18 protein-coding genes are annotated in these 18878 nt (G+C 60.1%); 3 read left to right on the forward strand and 15 right to left on the reverse strand.

The features are described from left to right. Window positions 1–656: 656 nt before the first annotated feature. From G522_RS0111175 to G522_RS0111190, 4 genes are all read right to left on the reverse strand, one after another. Window positions 657–2087 carry an alkaline phosphatase family protein gene (locus G522_RS0111175; RefSeq protein ID WP_169453510.1) on the reverse strand — a complete coding sequence of 477 codons (1431 nt, stop codon included), beginning with the start codon at window positions 2085–2087 and terminating at the stop codon, window positions 657–659. 404 nt (window positions 2088–2491) lie between these two features. Next, the gene (locus G522_RS0111180) at window positions 2492–3094 is read right to left on the reverse strand and encodes an HdeD family acid-resistance protein (protein ID WP_026791120.1); all 603 of its coding nucleotides are present in this window, start codon (window positions 3092–3094) and stop codon (window positions 2492–2494) included. A gap of 182 nt (window positions 3095–3276) precedes the next feature. After that, complete coding sequence (locus G522_RS0111185) at window positions 3277–4287, reverse strand: SDR family NAD(P)-dependent oxidoreductase (RefSeq protein ID WP_051228539.1); 1011 nt, start codon at window positions 4285–4287, stop codon at window positions 3277–3279. A gap of 29 nt (window positions 4288–4316) precedes the next feature. Then, a complete protein-coding gene (locus tag G522_RS0111190; protein ID WP_084633132.1) occupies window positions 4317–6116 on the reverse strand; it encodes an alginate export family protein in 1800 nt (599 codons plus the stop codon). A 347-nt stretch (window positions 6117–6463) separates the two neighbouring features. Between G522_RS0111190 and arsC the strand changes: the two genes are divergently transcribed. Then, window positions 6464–6895, forward strand: a complete 432-nt coding sequence (gene arsC, locus G522_RS0111195; protein ID WP_026791123.1) for an arsenate reductase (glutaredoxin) — start codon at window positions 6464–6466, stop codon at window positions 6893–6895. Window positions 6896–6985: 90 nt separating this feature from the next. On the opposite strand, the gene G522_RS0111200 is transcribed toward arsC, so the two are convergent. The 11 genes from G522_RS0111200 to gatC form a co-directional block, all read right to left on the reverse strand. Next, window positions 6986–7663, reverse strand: a complete 678-nt coding sequence (locus G522_RS0111200; protein ID WP_026791124.1) for an orotate phosphoribosyltransferase — start codon at window positions 7661–7663, stop codon at window positions 6986–6988. A 186-nt stretch (window positions 7664–7849) separates the two neighbouring features. Next, the gene (locus G522_RS0111205; RefSeq protein WP_026791125.1) at window positions 7850–8116 is read right to left on the reverse strand and encodes an SEL1-like repeat protein; all 267 of its coding nucleotides are present in this window, start codon (window positions 8114–8116) and stop codon (window positions 7850–7852) included. Window positions 8117–8374: 258 nt separating this feature from the next. Then, window positions 8375–8695, reverse strand: coding sequence for a PilZ domain-containing protein (locus G522_RS0111210; RefSeq protein WP_084633133.1), 321 nt, complete (start codon window positions 8693–8695; stop codon window positions 8375–8377). 245 nt (window positions 8696–8940) lie between these two features. Next, complete coding sequence (locus tag G522_RS0111215; RefSeq protein WP_026791127.1) at window positions 8941–9648, reverse strand: glutathione binding-like protein; 708 nt, start codon at window positions 9646–9648, stop codon at window positions 8941–8943. Window positions 9649–9759: 111 nt separating this feature from the next. After that, on the reverse strand, window positions 9760–10056 hold the full coding sequence (locus G522_RS30275) for a PilZ domain-containing protein (RefSeq protein ID WP_169453512.1): 297 nt from the start codon (window positions 10054–10056) through the stop codon (window positions 9760–9762). Between the two features lie 72 nt (window positions 10057–10128). Then, window positions 10129–10995 carry an OmpA/MotB family protein gene (locus G522_RS0111225; protein WP_026791129.1) on the reverse strand — a complete coding sequence of 289 codons (867 nt, stop codon included), beginning with the start codon at window positions 10993–10995 and terminating at the stop codon, window positions 10129–10131. 36 nt (window positions 10996–11031) lie between these two features. Beyond that, a complete protein-coding gene (locus G522_RS0111230) occupies window positions 11032–11811 on the reverse strand; it encodes a motility protein A (RefSeq protein WP_026791130.1) in 780 nt (259 codons plus the stop codon). Window positions 11812–12021: 210 nt separating this feature from the next. Beyond that, complete coding sequence (gatB, locus tag G522_RS0111235; protein WP_036838995.1) at window positions 12022–13500, reverse strand: Asp-tRNA(Asn)/Glu-tRNA(Gln) amidotransferase subunit GatB; 1479 nt, start codon at window positions 13498–13500, stop codon at window positions 12022–12024. 177 nt (window positions 13501–13677) lie between these two features. Then, window positions 13678–15075, reverse strand: coding sequence for an esterase-like activity of phytase family protein (locus G522_RS0111240; RefSeq protein ID WP_026791132.1), 1398 nt, complete (start codon window positions 15073–15075; stop codon window positions 13678–13680). 97 nt (window positions 15076–15172) lie between these two features. Next, window positions 15173–16648 carry an Asp-tRNA(Asn)/Glu-tRNA(Gln) amidotransferase subunit GatA gene (gatA, locus tag G522_RS0111245; protein ID WP_026791133.1) on the reverse strand — a complete coding sequence of 492 codons (1476 nt, stop codon included), beginning with the start codon at window positions 16646–16648 and terminating at the stop codon, window positions 15173–15175. Window positions 16649–16693: 45 nt separating this feature from the next. Then, window positions 16694–16981 carry an Asp-tRNA(Asn)/Glu-tRNA(Gln) amidotransferase subunit GatC gene (gatC, locus tag G522_RS0111250; protein WP_026791134.1) on the reverse strand — a complete coding sequence of 96 codons (288 nt, stop codon included), beginning with the start codon at window positions 16979–16981 and terminating at the stop codon, window positions 16694–16696. A 440-nt stretch (window positions 16982–17421) separates the two neighbouring features. Between gatC and G522_RS0111255 the strand changes: the two genes are divergently transcribed. After that, on the forward strand, window positions 17422–18309 hold the full coding sequence (locus tag G522_RS0111255) for a GGDEF domain-containing response regulator (protein ID WP_026791135.1): 888 nt from the start codon (window positions 17422–17424) through the stop codon (window positions 18307–18309). Between the two features lie 77 nt (window positions 18310–18386). Further along, window positions 18387–18878, forward strand: coding sequence for a Holliday junction resolvase RuvX (gene ruvX, locus G522_RS0111260; protein ID WP_026791136.1), 492 nt, complete (start codon window positions 18387–18389; stop codon window positions 18876–18878).

The following is an 18878-nucleotide window of genomic DNA, read 5'->3' on the forward strand; positions in this document are numbered from 1 at the left end:
GATCCGCAACGCCCGCATGCTCGCTGAGGGCAGGCCAGACGTGGTCATAGCCTTCCCCGGCCGCTTCGGAACTTGGGACATGGTCGACAAGGCAACGCGGGCCGGTGTCCGTACCATCATCATTGACCGCGCCCAATGGCCTAACGAAAGGAGGTGATCGCCACGCCGCTTGATGACGAGTTTCCCGTCCATCGACCCGGCTACAAGCAATTTGGCCCCCGTTTCGGCGGGGCCTTTGTCTTTAGAACAACGCAAAGACGATCTCGGCTAACCCCATTGCCGGCCAATGTATTTCCAGTCAGTTCGTCCAATCGAGCATGGGGGCCACGGCGAAAACGGGGGCGGCGTAGTGGCTCATAGGTTCCTTTCAGAAGCTTTCCGCTCCCATAAGCCAAAAGTCGCAAAAAGACGAGGGACAGCGGAGTTCAAAACGGCGAGAGATACGGCAAATCGTTTTGATTGGCTTCGGAAAGCAAGCGCTTTGCCGCACCAGCCCAACGAAGGCCAGCGTAACAGTTTGATCTCGACTGCGGACTCGGTAAATCGCGCCACATCAAGGCGTGCTCGAAATCCTGGCGTAAAGTTGGGTGTTTGAATAAGGAAAGTACAACAGCGCCAACATAGTTGGCGCTGTCTTCGTTTCTTGATGCCGAAAATCAGAACGGCAAAGCCGGAAGGCTCTGTGTGCCTTCGATCTGAACAGCCTGCAAAGCCGCTGGATCGAAGCCGAGCGCCTTGAGGATGGTCGGGGCAATCTGCGTGGTTTGCACCAGCGCCGTGTTGCGGGCTGCCTTCACATGCGGGTTGCTGAGAATGACGGCGACGTTGCGGTCATCCATGTTGGCGCCGCCGTGCTCCGCTATCTTCTTGCCGGACGTATAAACGACGCCCGGATTGACGGTTACCATGAAGTCCGGGGTACGGCTGTCGGTGGCCGGATCATTGTAGGAATTGGCCATTTGGTTCGGCGTCCAGATCTTGGCGATGCCGAGCGCTTTCGCGTTGTCGACTAGATACTTCAGGGCGCCATCCAGGTTGGCGACCCGCGTCTTCGGGTCGAGCCAGATCAGAGATGCGTCGTCGGCGATATGGAAGGCGTAGCCCGGCAACTTTGCATAGGGCTTGTCGTCGAGCGGCTGGAAGCTTGCAGGATCGATCGGGCTTTGACCGTGCTTGGCTGTGACAATGATCAATGTGCTGTCGAGAAGATTGGCGGTCTTCAAGGCTGCGGACAGCTCGCCGAGGGCCCCGTCAACGTAGTCGAGCTGCTTGGCTAAACCGGTGTTGGGGGTGCCGGTGGCGTCGACATAGCCGCCGACCAAACCATCTTCATCGGTTGGCCCAGACTTCGGCAGCTTCTGGCCAACGCTCACCGCCTGGAAGTTCATGCCAAACAGGGTCGGCACGGGAGCCGAGGCGGAACCGGCGCCGTTCTTGCCATTGATTTCGTTGATCAGCGCCTTGACACGGGCCTCGTCGAAATCGCGCTCGGCCTTGTAGCTGGCCGTCGTCGCCTTCTTGGTACCCTCGATCAGTGAGTCCTGCTCCAGGGCGTACAGCTCGTCGAGACCGGTGCCGGACGGCCCGTTCAGTATCTCGTAGGCCGGATGCTTGTCGGACCACATGGTGCGACCGCCGTGCGCCTTGACGATTTCGAAGATATTGTTCACCCGCGGAAAAGTGTGCGGATAAACCGCCACGCACTTGCCGTCGACCAGGGCGACGGGCAGCTTCTTCGGATCGATCTGTGTCTGCCATTGGCCGGCAACGCCGCCGGCGGCGAGTTTGTCGGAGTCCACGTCGATATTTTCGGCCAGCGTCACTTCGGCGCCGGGCGCTCCGGAGCAGTCCGAGCCCGGTGCAAAATAGGTGCGATCGTAGCTGTCATCGTAAAAGACGCCCGTCGCGCGGGGCGTGCCACCGGTGACCAGGGCCAGCGTTCCGGGGAAGCTGTCGGACGGCGTCGGCGTCAGGGCATTCGTATAGTTGACCCCGGTGTCGACGAGCTGAGCGAAAGTACTCTTTGGGTGTGTCGCGGCGTAATTCTCGAGGTCGATGGCGTGCAGCCCGTCAACGCTGATCAACATCACATGGGCATACGGACCCGCTGCAATCGCTGTGGTCGCAATCGACCCGACAGCAACAGCCGACACAATGCCTAACGCGAGCGTTCTGTGAATATTTTTCAAGGAGATCTCCACGGGAATGACGTCGAAGCGACGTGCCGGAGAGACACTCAGATGGTCCCTCAAACTCTGTCACCTAGCACCGCAACGTGACACGGCGACGACGAGAAAGAACGCCATGATCCCGGCTAGGGCTGCCGGAGTAGGCGTCAGGGTGCCCAGACCATCTTGTACCCACCGTTGACCTTGAGGCACGGCCAGCCGGCTCGCTCAGCGACATCTGCGATAGCCGCTCCCGATCCCTTCCCCGTAAAGCCCCGACGACTTGGGGTAGAGATCTTTCAGCGTCCCTTATAGCGATTGTTTCAAGACGTTCCGGACGGCGGCGCCGGGTTAGCGGCGGCGCGGATTTTGGCTGAGACATATCCCAGCGACAGGCCGTCGCAGATGAGATGAGCTCCCAGCATCAAGCCAATTGTCCACAGGCTAGCGGTCGAAATAACGGCGTAGAGCAACACAGCCAGCACTACAGAAAGGATCCCGCTGACGAGAATCCAGGCCCAGTTGGACAAAGGCCGTATCACCATTGCGAAACTTAGGTTGGCGATCCCTTCAGTCGTTAGGAAGACGACCACGAGCAGAGAGAGGAGCAGTTGCCCCTCACCCGCGTGGCGCAGTAGCAACACGCCGAGAAGCAGGCCGATAACCGCCGAAATCAGGCGAATGCCATGATGCGGCGCGTGGCGGGCGAGGAGGAGCCCAACCCCGCGCAGCACCGAGTTGAAGATCATCAGCCAACCGATCGCAACCGTGGCCGAGGAAGAAGCGACAACTGGAAACAGGGCTGCGGCGATCCCGGTGAAGACAAGCAGAGCGGCCTGGGCGAGATTGAGCAGACTCTGCCTCGCGAACGTATCGCGGGCCGCCTGGCGATAGACCTGTGCAGCGGCATCGAGAGAAATCGACATGTCCGTCCTCCTGTCGGTTGAGCGAGTGCCGCCGTAGTGCCACCTCACAGCGACTTGGCCGCTTTCTCTCGCCCAACCACGCCCAAAATCCGAGCTTTTGCCCTGCTTTCAGGCCCGCAATATGCGCTTTAGTCCCGCGGTATAGGCGGCTGCCTGGGGACCGTCACACCCCTCGGCGCCAATCAATAGGCCGTCCATCCCCCGTCGGTGGCATAGATCCCACCGGTAAAGTTGGAGGCTTCGTCGGATAGCAGGAAAAGCATCATACTGACCTGCTCGGCTACAGTTGCCGGCCTATGTTTCTTGTCGGTATAGGCGAGGATACTGTCGATCTTCAGGCGGCCCATGGCCGGGCCTTTGGTCGCTTGGGCGGAAAGAGCAACCAACTCGCCGGCGCGAGCGACCATCGGAGTGTCGGTTGCAGCCATATTGACCGAGTTCACCCGAATTCCATACGGCGCATAATCGATTGCTGCGTTGCGCGTCAGCCCCGTGACGGCGTGTTTGCTGGCGACATAAGCGGGATTGCCAGCCAGCCCCGTCATTCCCGCGATCGAGCCTACATTCACGATTGCGCCGCCACGGCCTTGATCGACCAATTGCCTCAGTTGCGAGCGCATGCAGTAGAACATGCCCGTCACATTGGTCTTGAACACGTTGTTCCAGTAGGCGTCGCTCGCTTCGTGGATCCTTGCGAAAATCAGTTCCCGTTGCTTCTCGAAATTGATCGGGTCGCCGGAATAGACGCCGTCCATGACACCTGCATTGTTGAGCGCGCCGTCGAGTTTGCCGAAGCTCGAAACGGCCGCCTCGACCGCCTTGTCCGCCACGGCCGGGTCGCCCACGTCGCCAAACACAAAGACCGACTTCCCGCCACCTCCGACAATGGCCTCATGGGTCTCTTCCCCGAGATCCTTGATCCAATCGACGCCGACGACGTTGGCACCTTCGCGTGCAAGCCGGATCGCCGCCGCGCGCCCCATGCCGCGTGCCGATCCTGTTACTATGAAGGTCCTGTCAGCAAAACGGCTGGAGATGAAAAAGGTGCTGTCCACAGCCTTGATGTCGACCACTGCGTTGCCGTCCGGTCGTCCGGATGCCTGTTGAGCGCTGGCCGTCGAATTGGTCGCCGCCGTCACCGCTGCCGCGCCAGCCGCTATCGTAATTCCCTTCAGCAGATCACGTCTGTCCATATCGATTCCTCCCTAAGCGAGTTTTGATGTCAGAACGCGACGCGCAAGAAAGCCATGGCGCTCCACCACGGGTCGAGGTCGCCCGACGCCGCCTGCTTTACGGCCTCTCCGGGGAATGTCGCAGCAACATGAGCCTGCACCATCATTTTCGGGGAAATGAACCATTTGGCCGTTAGATTGGCTTCGTAGCCGAGTTGCTCCGAGCCAAGGAACGAGAGCGCCGGATTACCGCCGAGGTTGGTGGAGCTGTCGGCAGAGAAGATCCAGAATTGCGGGACCAATTCCACTTGCGGGCTCGGCCGCAGGCGCAACTGGATCCTATGGGTCACCAGATTGCTGTCCTGGAACACCTTGAAATGATTGATGCCTTGGACCCACTGCTCGCCATTGCCACCCGACAGCAACGGATCCCATCGCTCGAAGCGCGCGGTTGTCGGATCGTCTCCCGAGAACTCCGCAAACCGGTAGCTGATTTGCGGTGTCCAGGGGAGGTCCTGGAACTGATAGCCAACTTCGCCAGCCAGGGCGGTGGCAAACATGTCGAAATGATTGTTGCGTTGTAGAGCAAGTTCAGCGTTGGCAAATATTTGGCCACCAGGCTGCTTCCAACCCATCCTCGCGTCATAGACCTGAAGGCCGTCGCGGCTGAGCGTGGCGGAAGCCGGGTCTGGTGGCGTGAGCGAGTAATAGGCGTAGTCAGAGTCCAGCACGTTGATGAAAGAACCACCCAGGCTGAAGCCCGCGCCGAGATCGGTTTCCATGTTGATCCCTGCCATGCGGGTCTTCGAATCCACGACTGGAAGTTCGTCGGGGTCAAGATAGAAGAGTTCGGCCAGGGTCTTGTTGTAGCGAAATTGACCAAGCACGAGCATGTCAGCCGCCCAACGCGGGTTTGACTGCAAGGCTGCCCGTTCGTCGCCGTTGGAGGCGCTGTTGCCGATGATCATGCTGTCGCCGATGGCATAGCGCTTACGCCCCGCCGACACGTTCCATACCAGGCGATCACCGGTCTTCGATGTCTCGCCGCCGACCAGACCGAGATAGGCATCCTCGATCGCAAGGTGGTAGCGGCTTTCGTCGGTGAAGAGTTCGGCGCCCGCCGAACCGCTCAAAATGGCGCTAAGCCCACCGTAGGCATAGGTGTTCTCGTGGAGCGGGGTCAATCCATAGACGCCCGAATGGATGAATCCCTCCGCCCACCCACTCGCACCTTTCCCGGCCATATCGCCTGAAGCGAGTGGATTGCCGGACAGGAAGAGGTCCGGTCGACCATACCAAGCGTTGTCATTGCCGTAGAGCATCGTCAGCATTTCAAGCTTTCCGACGACGATGGTACCATTCCGATCGAAAAGCACCGGAAGGTCAGCTTTGTCTCCGGTCTGAAGAAAGCCACGCTCCTCACGCGACACCTTATCGCTTAGCTGCGCCTTCACGGTCACGACGACGCCACCAGCATCACCCGGCGTTACCTCAAGGTCCGCACGGGCGATTGCTACTTGACGAGCGCTCCGGGCTATAGCGAGTTGCACTTCGGTGCGATTGAACAGCATGCCGGGGAAAACGTTGATGCTACGACGGATCTGGTCGGACACCCGCTTGTTCACCTCGGGATCGGCAGAGGGATTGCTCAGCGATATTTCGATCCGTTCGATAACTTGATTTTCGTCCGCCAGTATTGATTGCGCGAGGGCAATTGCTGGCGATCCGCCAATGGTACACAGCAGGCCGATTAGCCATGCCAGATGAGCGATGTATCTGCTTGATTCTACATCTATTTCATGACGCGATTGGCGTACGAGCACCCTCGAGAACCCGCGTGGCTTAAGCATCGCTTTCCCTCGCCATATGCGTGTACCGATGCTCAGCGAGGAGTATCTGCCTGTCAATAAGAGATTAAGCTAGATCTCTCCGTACCGCAGGCAAAGCTTGGACTCATCTCGGTCCACGAACGTTCGGTCACGTCTTCCCTACCCTCTTCTCCAACCACCACGACGTGTAAGCCGCATCCCTTGCGAAGCTTCTCCCGCCTTTGAACGCTTTCGATTGATTGTATTGCCACAAGCGAAAGTCGCAAAAAACCGAAGGATAGACGGGTTCAAAAGGGCGAAAGAAGCAGCAATCGTTTCGTTTGGGAGCCGGCACCCGCTATAAACACGCAAATCCTTGGAGGCCCGACATGCCCGTCACCGACGTCGTCATCTTTCATAATCCCGACTGCGGCACATCGCGCAATGTCGTCCGCATCGTCGAGGCGGCCGGCTACATGCCGACGGTGGTCGAGTATCTCAAGACGGGCTGGACCAAGCCGCAGCTTCTCGCCTTGTTCACGGCTGCCGGGATCGGGCCGCGTGATGCGTTGCGCGTCAAGAAGTCGCCGGCAGCCGAGCTCGGTCTGACCGATCCCTCGGTGGCCGATGAAGATATCGTCGAGGCGATGATTGCTCACCCGATCCTCGTCGAGCGGCCGATCGTCGTGACGGCCAAAGGCACCGCCCTCTGCCGGCCGAGCGAACAGGTGCTCGATCTACTCGACCGTTTGCCGCCCGGCCCCTTCGCCAAGGAGGATGGTGAACTGGTGATCGACGCCGACGGCAAGCGGGTCAGCTGAAGCGGCTTCCAAACCTGCCGCATGCTGCTTCCGGCCGACGAGCCATGTCCCAGAGCGCAGGGCGGACATATCAGCCCGCCCTAGCCTGTCTTAGCCTTCGAAGGACGCCCTGCCTCCGTGCGCTGCCGACCACTCGGCAGGGGCATGCAGGAACTTTTCCACTTCGGCCAGCATCGCCGCCGGGAAACGGTTCGACGCCTTGGCCTCGGCCAGCACATCCCACCAGGTGGCAAGCGCATGCAGCGTGATGCCGTCGGCTGCCAGCACCTCGGTTGACGAGGGGAAGATGCCGTAGTGGAACACGACGAAGGCGTGGCTCACCTTGAGGCCGGCGTCGCGCATCGCCTTGGTGAAGATCAGCTTGGAGCGGCCGTCGGAGGCAAGATCCTCGACCAGGATGGCGCGGGCGCCCTCTTTGACGTCGCCTTCGATCTGGGCGTTGCGGCCGAAGCCTTTCGGCTTCTTGCGCACGTAGAGCATCGGCAGCTCTAGACGATCGGACAGCCAAGCGGCGAAGGGAATGCCAGCCGTCTCGCCACCGGCCACAGCATCGAGCGACTCGGCGCCTATCTCCGAGAGGATGATTTCCTCGGCGAAGCCCATGAGCCGTTTGCGCAGACGCGGGAAGGAGATGAGCTTGCGGCAGTCGGTGTAAACCGGGCTCGCCCAGCCGGAGGTGAAGATATACGGCTTTTCCGGATTGAACTGGATGGCGTCGACCTCCAGCAGAAGGCGGGCGGTCTCGCGAGCGATGAACGACTTGTCCATGGACGGTCCTCTGGCTGATTTGCCCGGCCATAGCACAGCTTGTCCGCCCTGTCCTGCCTTTCACCGCGCCGATTATGCGAAACGGCGGCCCTTCCCCCAGGAAGAACCGCCGTCAGCTGCCCGATGTGCCGGGCCTGAGTTTTCCGTTCCTTGCCGCGAGGCCCGTTCCGGGGCCAATCGCGTCGATCAATGCAGCGAAATCCACTCGCGGGCTTCGCGCTGCGCCGCGGCTATCTCGGACGAAGACATCTCGTCAGCGAGTTCACGGCGATAGCGGGCGGCACTTTCGGACCCACGGAAGGCGGCGATGTTGAACCACTTATGGGCTTCGATAAGGTTCTGCTCGACGTCGCGACCCACGGCATACATCACGCCGAGTTCGTAGAGGACATCGCTGGTGGCACTGGCGCCGCCGGCCATTTGATCGATCGAGTTCAGTTCAAGACGAGCCATGATCACATTCCCTGTTTACGTATTATCCGAGGTCTTTTGCCTCGTCTCTTCGTTTTCGGAAGATGTGATCATGCTGCGCCAATTGATTAAAAAGCAGATTAAATTGTAGACTTAACAACCGCCGAACAATATCTGAACGGAACGTTATTTTCAGAAGCCGTCAACCATCGAATCCGCCGTTTTGAGCGAAATCGACAAAACCAGCCGCGACGGGACGCCGGCGTTGCTAAACTTTGTGGAAACCACATTGAAGAGTGGCTAGACCGACAGATTGAAACAGAGCCCTGCCGCCTTGCCGCGAACCCACATAACCATGCCGTTCAGCGACATCTTCTGCTCGGGAATATTGACGACCACGGTCTGGCCGATTGAAAGCTGACCATCGGTATTACTGATTTTGCAACCGCCGACGCTCAAGTCTTCGACAATGCATTCGCACGTGTATTTGTTGTGCTGAACCGTGGCGAGCAAAAAACACTTTGCCCTTTTATGCCGACGTCCATCGCCAACCCTAACATTAGGGTTGCGGAGATTCTTCAGAACGTCCTGCATATGCAGCGAGGTTTGTGAAGCCACCATGCCTGCACTCCGTCACGACTGCCAGGTAGGAAGACTACAATACCACGACGCGTTATTTATTCATAATGGCGCCTAAAATACATAAAAATAGACAGAATATTTCTTAGCAGCATGAATGCGTGAGGAATTCACACTTTCATGGGAAAGCCCCGCCGTCTCCAGAATGGCGGGGCGATATAAGACTTTAGTCGTAAAAGCTAGTCCCGCGAGATCATAAACCGCGTTGCGAGTGGCCGAAGCCGTCGTCAGCGGGCACGCTGATTGAACAATACCTTCTGCGCTTCCTTGTCGTCGGCAAGGTTGCTCGGCGGTGTCGGCGCGGTGATGGCCAGCGCCTTGGCCACAGCAGGCCGGCTCGACACGCGGTCGATCCAGGCCATCACGTTGGGGAATTCGGCCGCCTTGATATCTTGCCGCTCCCAGCCGCGCGCCCAACCGACGCAGGCAATGTCAACGATCGAATAGTCGCCGCAGATGTAGTCCTTGCCGGCCAGTTGCTTCTCAAGCACGCCATAGAGGCGATGTGTCTCATCGCGATAGCGCTTAATGGCGTAGGGGAGCTTCTCGGGCGCATAAATCGCGAAATGATGGTTCTGGCCCAACATCGGACCGAAGCCGGCCATCTGCCACATCAGCCATTGCTCCACCTCGACGCGGCCGCGTTCGTCCTGCGGATAAAGCTTGCCGAACTTGCGGCCGAGGTAGAGCAGGATGGCGCCCGACTCGAACACCGAGATCGGTTTGCCGTCCGGCCCCTCGGGATCGATGATGGCGGGCATCTTGTTATTGGGAGAAAACGCCAGAAAGTCGGGCTGGAACTGGTCGCCCTTGCCAATATTGATGAAATGCAAGTTGTAGGGAACGCCAAGTTCCTCAAGCATGATGGTGATCTTGTGACCGTTGGGCGTCGGCCAGTAGTAGAGGTCGATTGGTTTGGTCTGGGTCGTAGTCATCGGCTTCTCCTCACCCTATTTCCGAGATCGGCTTGAGGAGGGCTAGCATATGGGGCCGACGTCACAACGAAAAGGGGCCGGCGATGAACTCGCCGTGTTCAGCGAGCCGCCTCATGCCGATGGAACAGGCTTCTCTCCCTCAACAACCACCCCAATCTCCGGACCGTTGCGACGGATGATGCGGACATCATAGCGCCGGTGATCCGCCTCATCCTCAAGTTCAAGTTCGAGCGGCAGCGGCCGTTGCTCGGCAAGAAAGAGCTTTGCCCCGCTCGTCGAACGATCTCGGATGATGCAGTCTGCGAGAAGACGGCCGTCGCGGCTGCGCAGAATACCGGTTCTGAGCCGCGTTCTGTGGCGATCTTCCCGGCGGCGTTCGTCGGCATCCGGTAGGGTGGGATCAGTCATAGCTAGGCCTTGTCGGACATGTCCGGCAAAGTCTGCTCTCTTTGGCTTGTCCGGGCCTTGCCCGCCAGTCCTCTAGAACGGGCTGTCGCTCGGCAGCGCCGGTGCTTCCTTCAGCAACACCAGCTCAATGCGGCGATTGCCCGACAGGAAGGGATCGTCAGGAAACATCGGGTCCTTGTCGGCGACGCCGATTACCTGAGCGAGGCTACCCGGACCAAGACCGAAGCTGCCGAGGATTTCCGCGGTGGTCAGCGCCCGCTGGGCTGAAAGCGCCCAGGCGGCACCTCCGGGAACGGCCATATCGCCAGTCGATTCGGTGTGTCCGATGATTTGCAGCCGACCAGGCATCTGTTGGATGACCGGTGCGATGCGCGACAAGAGCACCTTCATGCGGTCGGTCGGCTCACTCGACTGCGAGCCAAACATCGGACGACCGTCCTGATCGATGATCGAAATGTGCAGGCCGTCGTTGGCGACGTTGAGAATGATCTGTTTGGACAGCTCTGCGTAGTCAGGCAGATCTTGCAGCGCTTGCCGCAGGGATTCGGACGCGGTGAGATACTCGCGCGGCTTGCTTTCGGCGGCTTTCTCAAACCGATTGGTATTTACCTCCGCCCCCTGCTTTTCATATTGGTCGTTGAAGTCGCTGGCGAATTCCACCGCTTCCGAGAGCGACATCGGCTGGACATTGCGTAGATATTTGCGTTCCGGCAGGCCATTTTGCTCGATCATGCCGGCCGGCCTCTGCACCGACTGATAGCCGAAAGCGTCGCGCATCGAGCCGGCGGCTTCCTTCAGCTTTGCTTCGTCCTGATTGGAAAAGGACACGATCATCACGAAGAGCGCCATCAAGAGGCTCATCAGATCGGCAAAGGTGATCACCCATGGCGCACCGCCATGCCCGCCACCGCCACCGCCGCCCTTCTTCCTGGCACTCATCCCGCAGCCCTTCCGTTTCTGCCCTCAATCAGGCCGTCAGGCCGCTTCCCTGTCGGCCTCGGCTTTGGCGCGATGCTTGAGCGGCAGGTAGGAGAGAAGCTCCTCGTGCACTTGCTTGGGGCTCTTGTTTTCGCGGATCATCAAGACCGCGTCGATGATCATCGACTGGATTTCGGCCTCGTGATTGGCGCGGTTGGATAGCTTGTCGGAAATGGGTGCGGCCATGACATTGGCAATGATCGCGCCGTAAAGCGTGGTCAGAAGTGCGATCGACATGGCCGGGCCGATCTGCTTGGGATCGGACATGTGGGCAAACAGCGACACCAGGCCGATGATGGTGCCTACCATGCCCATGCCGGGCGCCGCCTCGGCAATCTTGGCCCATGCGGTGTGTCCCATGTGCAGACGCTCGTGCTGCAGGTCGCGTTCGCGCTCCAGCACATGCTGGATGGTTTCGCCCGAATAGCCGTCGGCAATCATCTGAATCGCCTTCTGGAGGAAAGGCTCGTCGATCTCCAGCTTTTCGAGACCAAGCGGCCCCTGCTTGCGCGCCACCTCTGCGATTTCAGTCAATTGGTCGAGCAGATGGAAGGTATCATGCGTCTTGTACATGACCGCTTCCTTGAAGCCGCCGAACACGGCCACAGGAAACGTCTTCAGCGTATAGCGGCCAAGCAGGGCGACCAGGGCACCGACGATCACGACGTTGGTCGCCAGAAGGTTCATGAACATCATGATGTTCGAACCTTCAAGGATGACGGCCAAATAGAGCACAGCGAAGCCGCCGAAAACGCCGAGAAGGGTTGCAATGTCCATCGGTCGCTCAGACCGGGGGGAATGAGACACACAAAGCGGCCTGCGCCGCCGAAACCCCGGCCTCACAACCTTATGGATAATGGGGATAAGGTAGGCTTAACGAACAGGGTTAATCAAACCTTCCACCACATAGCAAAAGGGCGACCCAAGGGTCGCCCTCACGCAAATTGCCTTTGAAGAACGGCAGCTTGTGCCGCCCTCCTCTGCGGATCATTCGATGCCGAGCTTCTGCTTGACAAGGTCGTTGACCGCCTGCGGGTTGGCCTTGCCGCCGGTCGCCTTCATCACCTGCCCCACGAACCAGCCGCTGAGAGTCGGCTTCGCTTTGGCCTGCTCGGCCTTCTCGGGATTGGCGGCGATCACTTCATCGACAGCCTTCTCGATGGCGCCGGTATCGGTGACCTGCTTGAGGCCGCGTTCCTCGACCAGCTTCTTCGGATCACCACCCTCAGTGTAGACAATCTCGAACAGATCCTTGGCGATCTTGCCGGAGATCGTACCATCGCCGATCAAGTCGACAATGGCGCCGAGCTGGGCGGGAGAAACCGGCGACGCCTCGATGCCCTTGCCATCCTTGTTAAGGCGGCCAAACAGCTCGTTGATCATGAAGTTGGCGACAGCCTTGCCGTCGCGGCTCTTGGCGACCTGCTCGTAATAATCGGCCGAAGCACGCTCCAGCGTCAGCACCATCGCATCATAGGCGGTGATGCCATAGGCAGTCACGAAGCGGGCCTTCTTCTCATCCGGCAGCTCGGGAAGATGGGCCTTGAGGCTCTCGACCCAAGCCGGATCGAGCTCGAGCGGCAGAAGGTCGGGATCGGGGAAATAGCGATAGTCGTGCGCCTCTTCCTTGGAGCGCATCGAACGCGTCTCGCCCTTGCCCGGATCATAGAGACGGGTCTCCTGGTCGATCTCGCCCCCATCCTCGATGATGCCGATCTGCCGGCGCGCCTCGTATTCCACCGCCTGGGCGGCGAAGCGCATCGAGTTGACGTTCTTGATCTCACAACGCGTACCGAGCGGTTCACCCGGCTTGCGCACCGACACGTTAATATCGGCGCGCATGGAGCCTTCCTCCATGTTGCCGTCGCAGGTACCGAGATAGCGCAGGATGGTGCGGAGCTTGGCGAGATAGGCCTTAACCTCTTCAGACGACCGGAGGTCAGGCTTGGAGACGATCTCCATCAGCGCCACGCCGGAGCGGTTGAGGTCGACGAAGGACATGGTCGGATGCTGGTCGTGGATCGACTTGCCGGCATCCTGTTCGAGGTGCAGCCGTTCGATACCGATCTCGACGACGCCTTCCGGCATATCGAGCAGCACTTTACCCTCACCAACGATCGGCTGCTTGTACTGGCTGATCTGATAGCCCTGCGGCAGATCCGGATAGAAGTAGTTCTTGCGATCGAACACCGAGTAGAGGTTGATCGCCGCCTTGAGGCCGAGGCCCGTGCGGATGGCCTGCGCCACGCATTCTTCGTTGATCACCGGCAGCATGCCCGGCATCGCCGCGTCGACCAGCGAAACATGCATGTTCGGTTCGGCGCCGAAGACGGCCGAGGCACCGGAAAACAGCTTGGCATTGGAGGTGACCTGCGCATGCACCTCGAGGCCAATGATGACTTCCCAGTCGCCGGTGGCGCCCTTGATGAGCTTCTTGGGGTCGGGGGTGCGGACTGCCATGTTCATGGAGGGTCTCTCGGATCGGTCAGACGACATCTGTCTGGCGGGATAGCCCGTTTTGCTTCGGAGGTAAACCGGGAAGGCGCGTCATTCCAACACGCCACCGGTCAGAGATCGACCCGAAAACGGCAAAGGGCGCCGCAATCACGCAGCGCCCTCCGTCAGTTCCGATAGAGAAGCCAATCAATCGAGCGACAGACGATACACCAGCACCATGGTATCGACGTCGGCGTCGGCCTTGTAGTCCGCCCCGACCTGATGGCCCTTGGTGGTCAGGAAGTCGTTGTCGTTGGCGATCAGCACCAGCACGTCCTTAGGGTGTTCCGGATCGAGGGCCGGCACGACGCCCATCGATTCCCACTTTTCCGAGAGGTCGGTGGCGTCATGCGGCGCACCGTTGTGAAGACCTGCCTTGCCGAGCTCGGCGTTGTCGTTCATGTCGATGACGGTGGCGAGCTTTGCCGGCGTGACGGAGGCATCAAGCTGCCCCTTCGGCGCCACCGGCTTCAGCCCGTCGAAATCGGTGCCGGCAATGTTGGTCGCGCTGGTAAAGTCGAGGAGATCGACGCGACGGTAAAGCGAGGTGTCACCCTTGACGCCCCAACCGTTGTTGCTGTCGCGCGAGAGCAGCAGCAACCTTCCATCCGGCAGAACTGCGAGCTCGGACTGGGCGGCTACCAGCGTCTTGCCTTCCTTATCCTTGAAGGTCGGCAGCGGCACCACATATTCGGCCTTGAGCTTCAGCGCATCCGGATCGGTCGCGTCATAGACCAGGGCGCGGGTATTGAAGCGGGTGCTCTTCTTATCGCCGCCGTCCTGACGCAAAGCGCTCTGCAGCACCACCGTCAGTTCGTGCGTGGACGGGTTGAGAGCCATGCCTTCAAAACCCTGATTGTTCTGACGGCCGGTCTCAGGATCCTCCGGATCGGGCTTCGGCGCGCCTAGGCCTGGATTGTTGGAGGAGAAGTTGAGCACGCCCTTCCTCATCGGCAGGAAGGCCTGCGGCGGCAGCGTCGCCGAAACGAGCTTGCCTTCAGCGGTGAAGTGATAGATCGCCGGGCCATATTCATCGGAGATCATCAGCGAACCATCCGACAAGCGCACGATCGCCTCGGGGTCCAGGCTGACGGCGCCCGTCGAGGCGCCCGGCAGTTCGGGGCCGTTATCCTTGTTGATGGCAACCGAGTCGAGGCCGGTCATCGGCTTGCCGGCCTTGTCGGTGAGCAGGAAGGTCTTCCGAAGCTTCAGTTCGGCGGTGGCAGCCTTGCCGGCTTCCGGCGCAGCGAAGGCAATCGACAGCGCGTTGACACGCGTGTGGTAGTCCGTCGTGCCCTCCACGTTGTAGCCACGATCGGGCAGCAGCAGGAATGAGCCCTCGTATCCCTTGTCGGTCTTCTTCCAATCGAGGACCGACATGCCCGAACCCGAACCGAAGGTTTCACCGAAGCTGTCCTGAAGATCGGCAGGCAGGCGACCGACGGCGACGAGCCCCTTATTGACGGGCAGATCGGCTGCAACGCAGGCCATGGCGCTGGTGAGAAGCGCGGCGGCAAGAATAGAAAGAGACGAGAGACTCTTCATGACAACCTCTTGGGCATAACCATCAAGGTTGATCGATAAGTCGGTTATTTGACGCTGATGTGAAGGAGGCGCCGGTCATCTGCCGGCGCCCACAGGTTTACCACCATTTCGCCGGGCTGAACGTGCCGACGGCCTTCTCAACCGCCGAACCCAAAGTGAACAGCGTCTCCTCGTCAAACGGACGGCCGATCAGTTGCAGACCGAGCGGCAAACCTTCGGCGGAGAGGCCGGCTGGAACGGCAAGGCCCGGCAGACCGGCCATGTTGACCGTCACCGTGAACACGTCGTTGAGATACATCTCGACCGGGTCGGCATCCGCCTTCTCGCCGATACCGAAGGCGGCCGACGGCGTCGCCGGCGTCAGAATGGCATCGACGCCCTGGGCATACACCGTCTCGAAGTCACGCTTGATCAGCGTGCGGACCTTCTGGGCGCGCAGGTAGTAGGCGTCGTAATAGCCGGCCGACAGCACGTAGGTGCCGATCAGAATGCGGCGCTTCACCTCCGCACCGAAACCGGCCGCCCGGGTGTTCTCGTACATGTCGAGGATATCGGAGCCCGGCACGCGCAGGCCATAGCGCACGCCGTCGTAACGGGCGAGGTTCGACGACGCCTCGGCCGGCGCAACGATGTAATAGGCCGGCAGGGCGTATTTGGTGTGCGGCAGCGAGATATCGACGATCTCGGCACCGGCGTCACGCAGGATATCGATACCCTTCTGCCAGAGCGCATCGATCTCGGCAGGCATGCCGTCAAGCCGATATTCCTTGGGAATACCGATCCTGAGGCCCTTCACCGACTTGCCGACAGCCGCCTCATAATCGGGAACCGGAATATCGACCGAGGTGGTGTCCTTGAGATCGACCGAGGCCATCGACTTCAGGAGGATCGCCGCGTCGCGCACGTCGCGAGCGATCGGGCCGGCCTGATCGAGCGACGAGGCGAAGGCGACGAGCCCCCAGCGCGAGCAACGGCCATAGGTCGGCTTGATGCCGGCGGTACCGGTGAAAGCGGCCGGCTGGCGGATCGAGCCGCCGGTGTCGGTCGCGGTCGCACCAAGACACAGGCGGGCGGCAACCGCCGCCGCCGAGCCGCCCGATGAGCCACCCGGGACCAGATTGACATCGGAACCGTTACGCCGCCACGGATTAACCACCGAGCCGTAATGGCTGGTCTCGTTGGACGAGCCCATGGCGAACTCATCCATGTTGAGCTTGCCGAGCATGACGGCGCCATCGGCCCAGAGATTGGCCGACACAGTGCTTTCGTAAGGCGGCTCGAAGCCATCGAGGATATGACTGCAAGCCTGGGTATGAACGCCCTTGGTCGCGTAGAGATCCTTGATGCCGAGCGGCAAACCCTCGAGCGCACCGGCTTTGCCGGCGGCGATACGCGCGTCGGACGCTCTGGCCATTTCCCGAGCCTTCTCAGGCGTCTCGGTAACATAGGCGTTGAGCACGCGCGCCTTTTCCATGGCGTCGATATAAGCGTCGGTCAGCTCGACAGCGGTGAATGTCTTGGCCTTCAGCGCGTCGCGCGCCTCGGCAAGGGTGAGTGCGGTGAGATCGGTCACGGCGGAAATCCCGAAAAGTCGTGAGAAGCTGGTATTGGGCGGGAGTTACTCGACCACCTTGGGCACCAGGAAGAAATGATCCTCGGAGACGGGCGCGTTGGCGGTGACGGCCTCAGCATCCTCGCCGTCGGTGACGACATCCTGCCGGCGGCGCATCTTCAACGACACCACCGACGTCATGGGCTCGACGCCGGCGACATCGACCTCGTTCAGTTGCTCGACGAATCCGAGGATGGAATTGAGCTCATTGGTCATGCGCGCCGCCTCGTCATCGGTGACCTTGATCCTGGCGAGACGCGCAACGCGGCGCACGGTAGCCGTATCCACGGACATGTAGATTCCCTCGAACAGACTGGAATGTCCCGCGTATAGCACCGGTCGCGGCGCGGAGCCACCCGCTTCCTCATATAGCCGATGTTAGGTTCGGCGATTTGGCAACGGCCCTTCAGTGAGTCGCGACAAATGGCCTCCACAACCTCCCGGAGAGACAATCGAACCAAGTCAAGACGGCCGGCACCATCCAGCACCTAGCAACCGAGTGCGATGACGATCGCACGTCCCTCCCCGCTTAACATATTGATCTATACGAATATTTTAATCTGCCGAGATGGTGGCTGCTTTTTTGTTCGAAATGCTCTTTGCAAAGTTCTGCATTCTGAAGCGCGATTGGCGGGAATCCGTTGTTTTTTCATTGATGAATTCAACAGAAACGGTTTATGAGTTGCCCGCTTTTCAGGGCGGCCTTGTCCCTTTTCAGGTATACCAAGCGTATCATGCACATCGTGCTCGTCGACGGCAGTCGAACCGGACTGATGATCCTGCAGAGGATGCTTGAACCTCGTGGTGACGACGTCGCTTATTTTACGGACGGGCGCGAGGCGCTTCACTACATTCAGACGACGCCGCAAGCAGAAGTACTGATTACCAGCTTCGAGATTGGTGGGGTGTCGGGAACCGAATTGTGCTGGGAGGCTCGCCTCCTCGCCGATGCCGGTCGGCCGCTCTATGTCATCGGCATGTCCGCTTCCAACGATGCGCAGCATTCGATTGGCGTGCTCGATGCAGGCGCCGACGATTTCATGTCCAAGCCACCGCGTCAGGATGAGCTCAACGCCCGCCTGCGGGTGGCTGAGCGAACGCTGATCATGCAGCGTCGGCTCATTGAAATGGCGACCGTCGATCCACTGTCCGGACTGTTTAACCGCGGTGCCTTCCGCCAAAGGTTCGACGCGGAAATCGCCGCAGCCGAGCTCGCCGGTACCTTCTCGCTCATTTTGTTCGACATCGACCACTTCAAGCATATCAACGACATTTACGGTCATGATGTCGGCGACGAGGTGATCCGCTCGGTTGGAACGTTGCGTGTGCCGCCGGATGTGCATTTCTCCCGCATTGGAGGCGAGGAGTTCGCCGTCATCCTGCCCAGCATTCCCATCGACGGTGGTGTCTCGGTCGCCGAGTACCTGCGCGAGCAGATCAACGCGCTAGCTATCGAGCGTGGCGAGGACACTATCCGCCTGACCGCCAGCTTCGGTGTCGCCGAATTTCGACCGGGAGACACGGTCAACGACCTTTATCGGCGGGCCGACTCCGCGCTCTACCAAGCCAAGAACACTGGCCGTGATCGAGTGTCGGCCACTTCACCGGAAATCGTCTCCTGAATTTCGCGGCCTAGCTTGGGCCTGGGCACCCAACATGATAGTGGGTGCCCTTTCCCGTGCGCAAAAAGGCAGAACCGATGACCGAGACCGACCCCGTCGCCTTTGTAGCCGCCCTGCCGCCGGGCCGGCGCCTGTTCGGCCTTGACCTCGGTACCAAGACGATCGGCCTTGCCATTTCGGATGAACGGTTTCTCATTGCAACGCCACTCCTGACCCTTTCTCGAGTCAAGTTCGGCAAGGACGCAGCCGCGCTGATCGAACTCGCCGACAAGCATCAGGTCGGGGCTTACGTGCTGGGTTTGCCGATCAATATGGACGGCAGCGAGGGGCCGCGCGCCCAGTCGACACGCGCCTTTGCCCGTAATCTCGCCCCCCTCGACGGACGGCCGATTTTCTTCTGGGACGAAAGGCTGTCCACGGCGGCGGTTACCCGCACGCTTCTTGAGGCGGACGCCTCGCGCCGGCGACGCGACGAGGTGGTCGACAAGCTCGCGGCGAGCTTCATCCTGCAAGGATTCCTCGACCGTCTGCACCTTGTCGCCCGTGCCGACGATCCTCGCCGGCTCTGA

This window comes from Pleomorphomonas oryzae DSM 16300 (assembly GCF_000422965.1).
Classification (GTDB): domain Bacteria; phylum Pseudomonadota; class Alphaproteobacteria; order Rhizobiales; family Pleomorphomonadaceae; genus Pleomorphomonas; species Pleomorphomonas oryzae.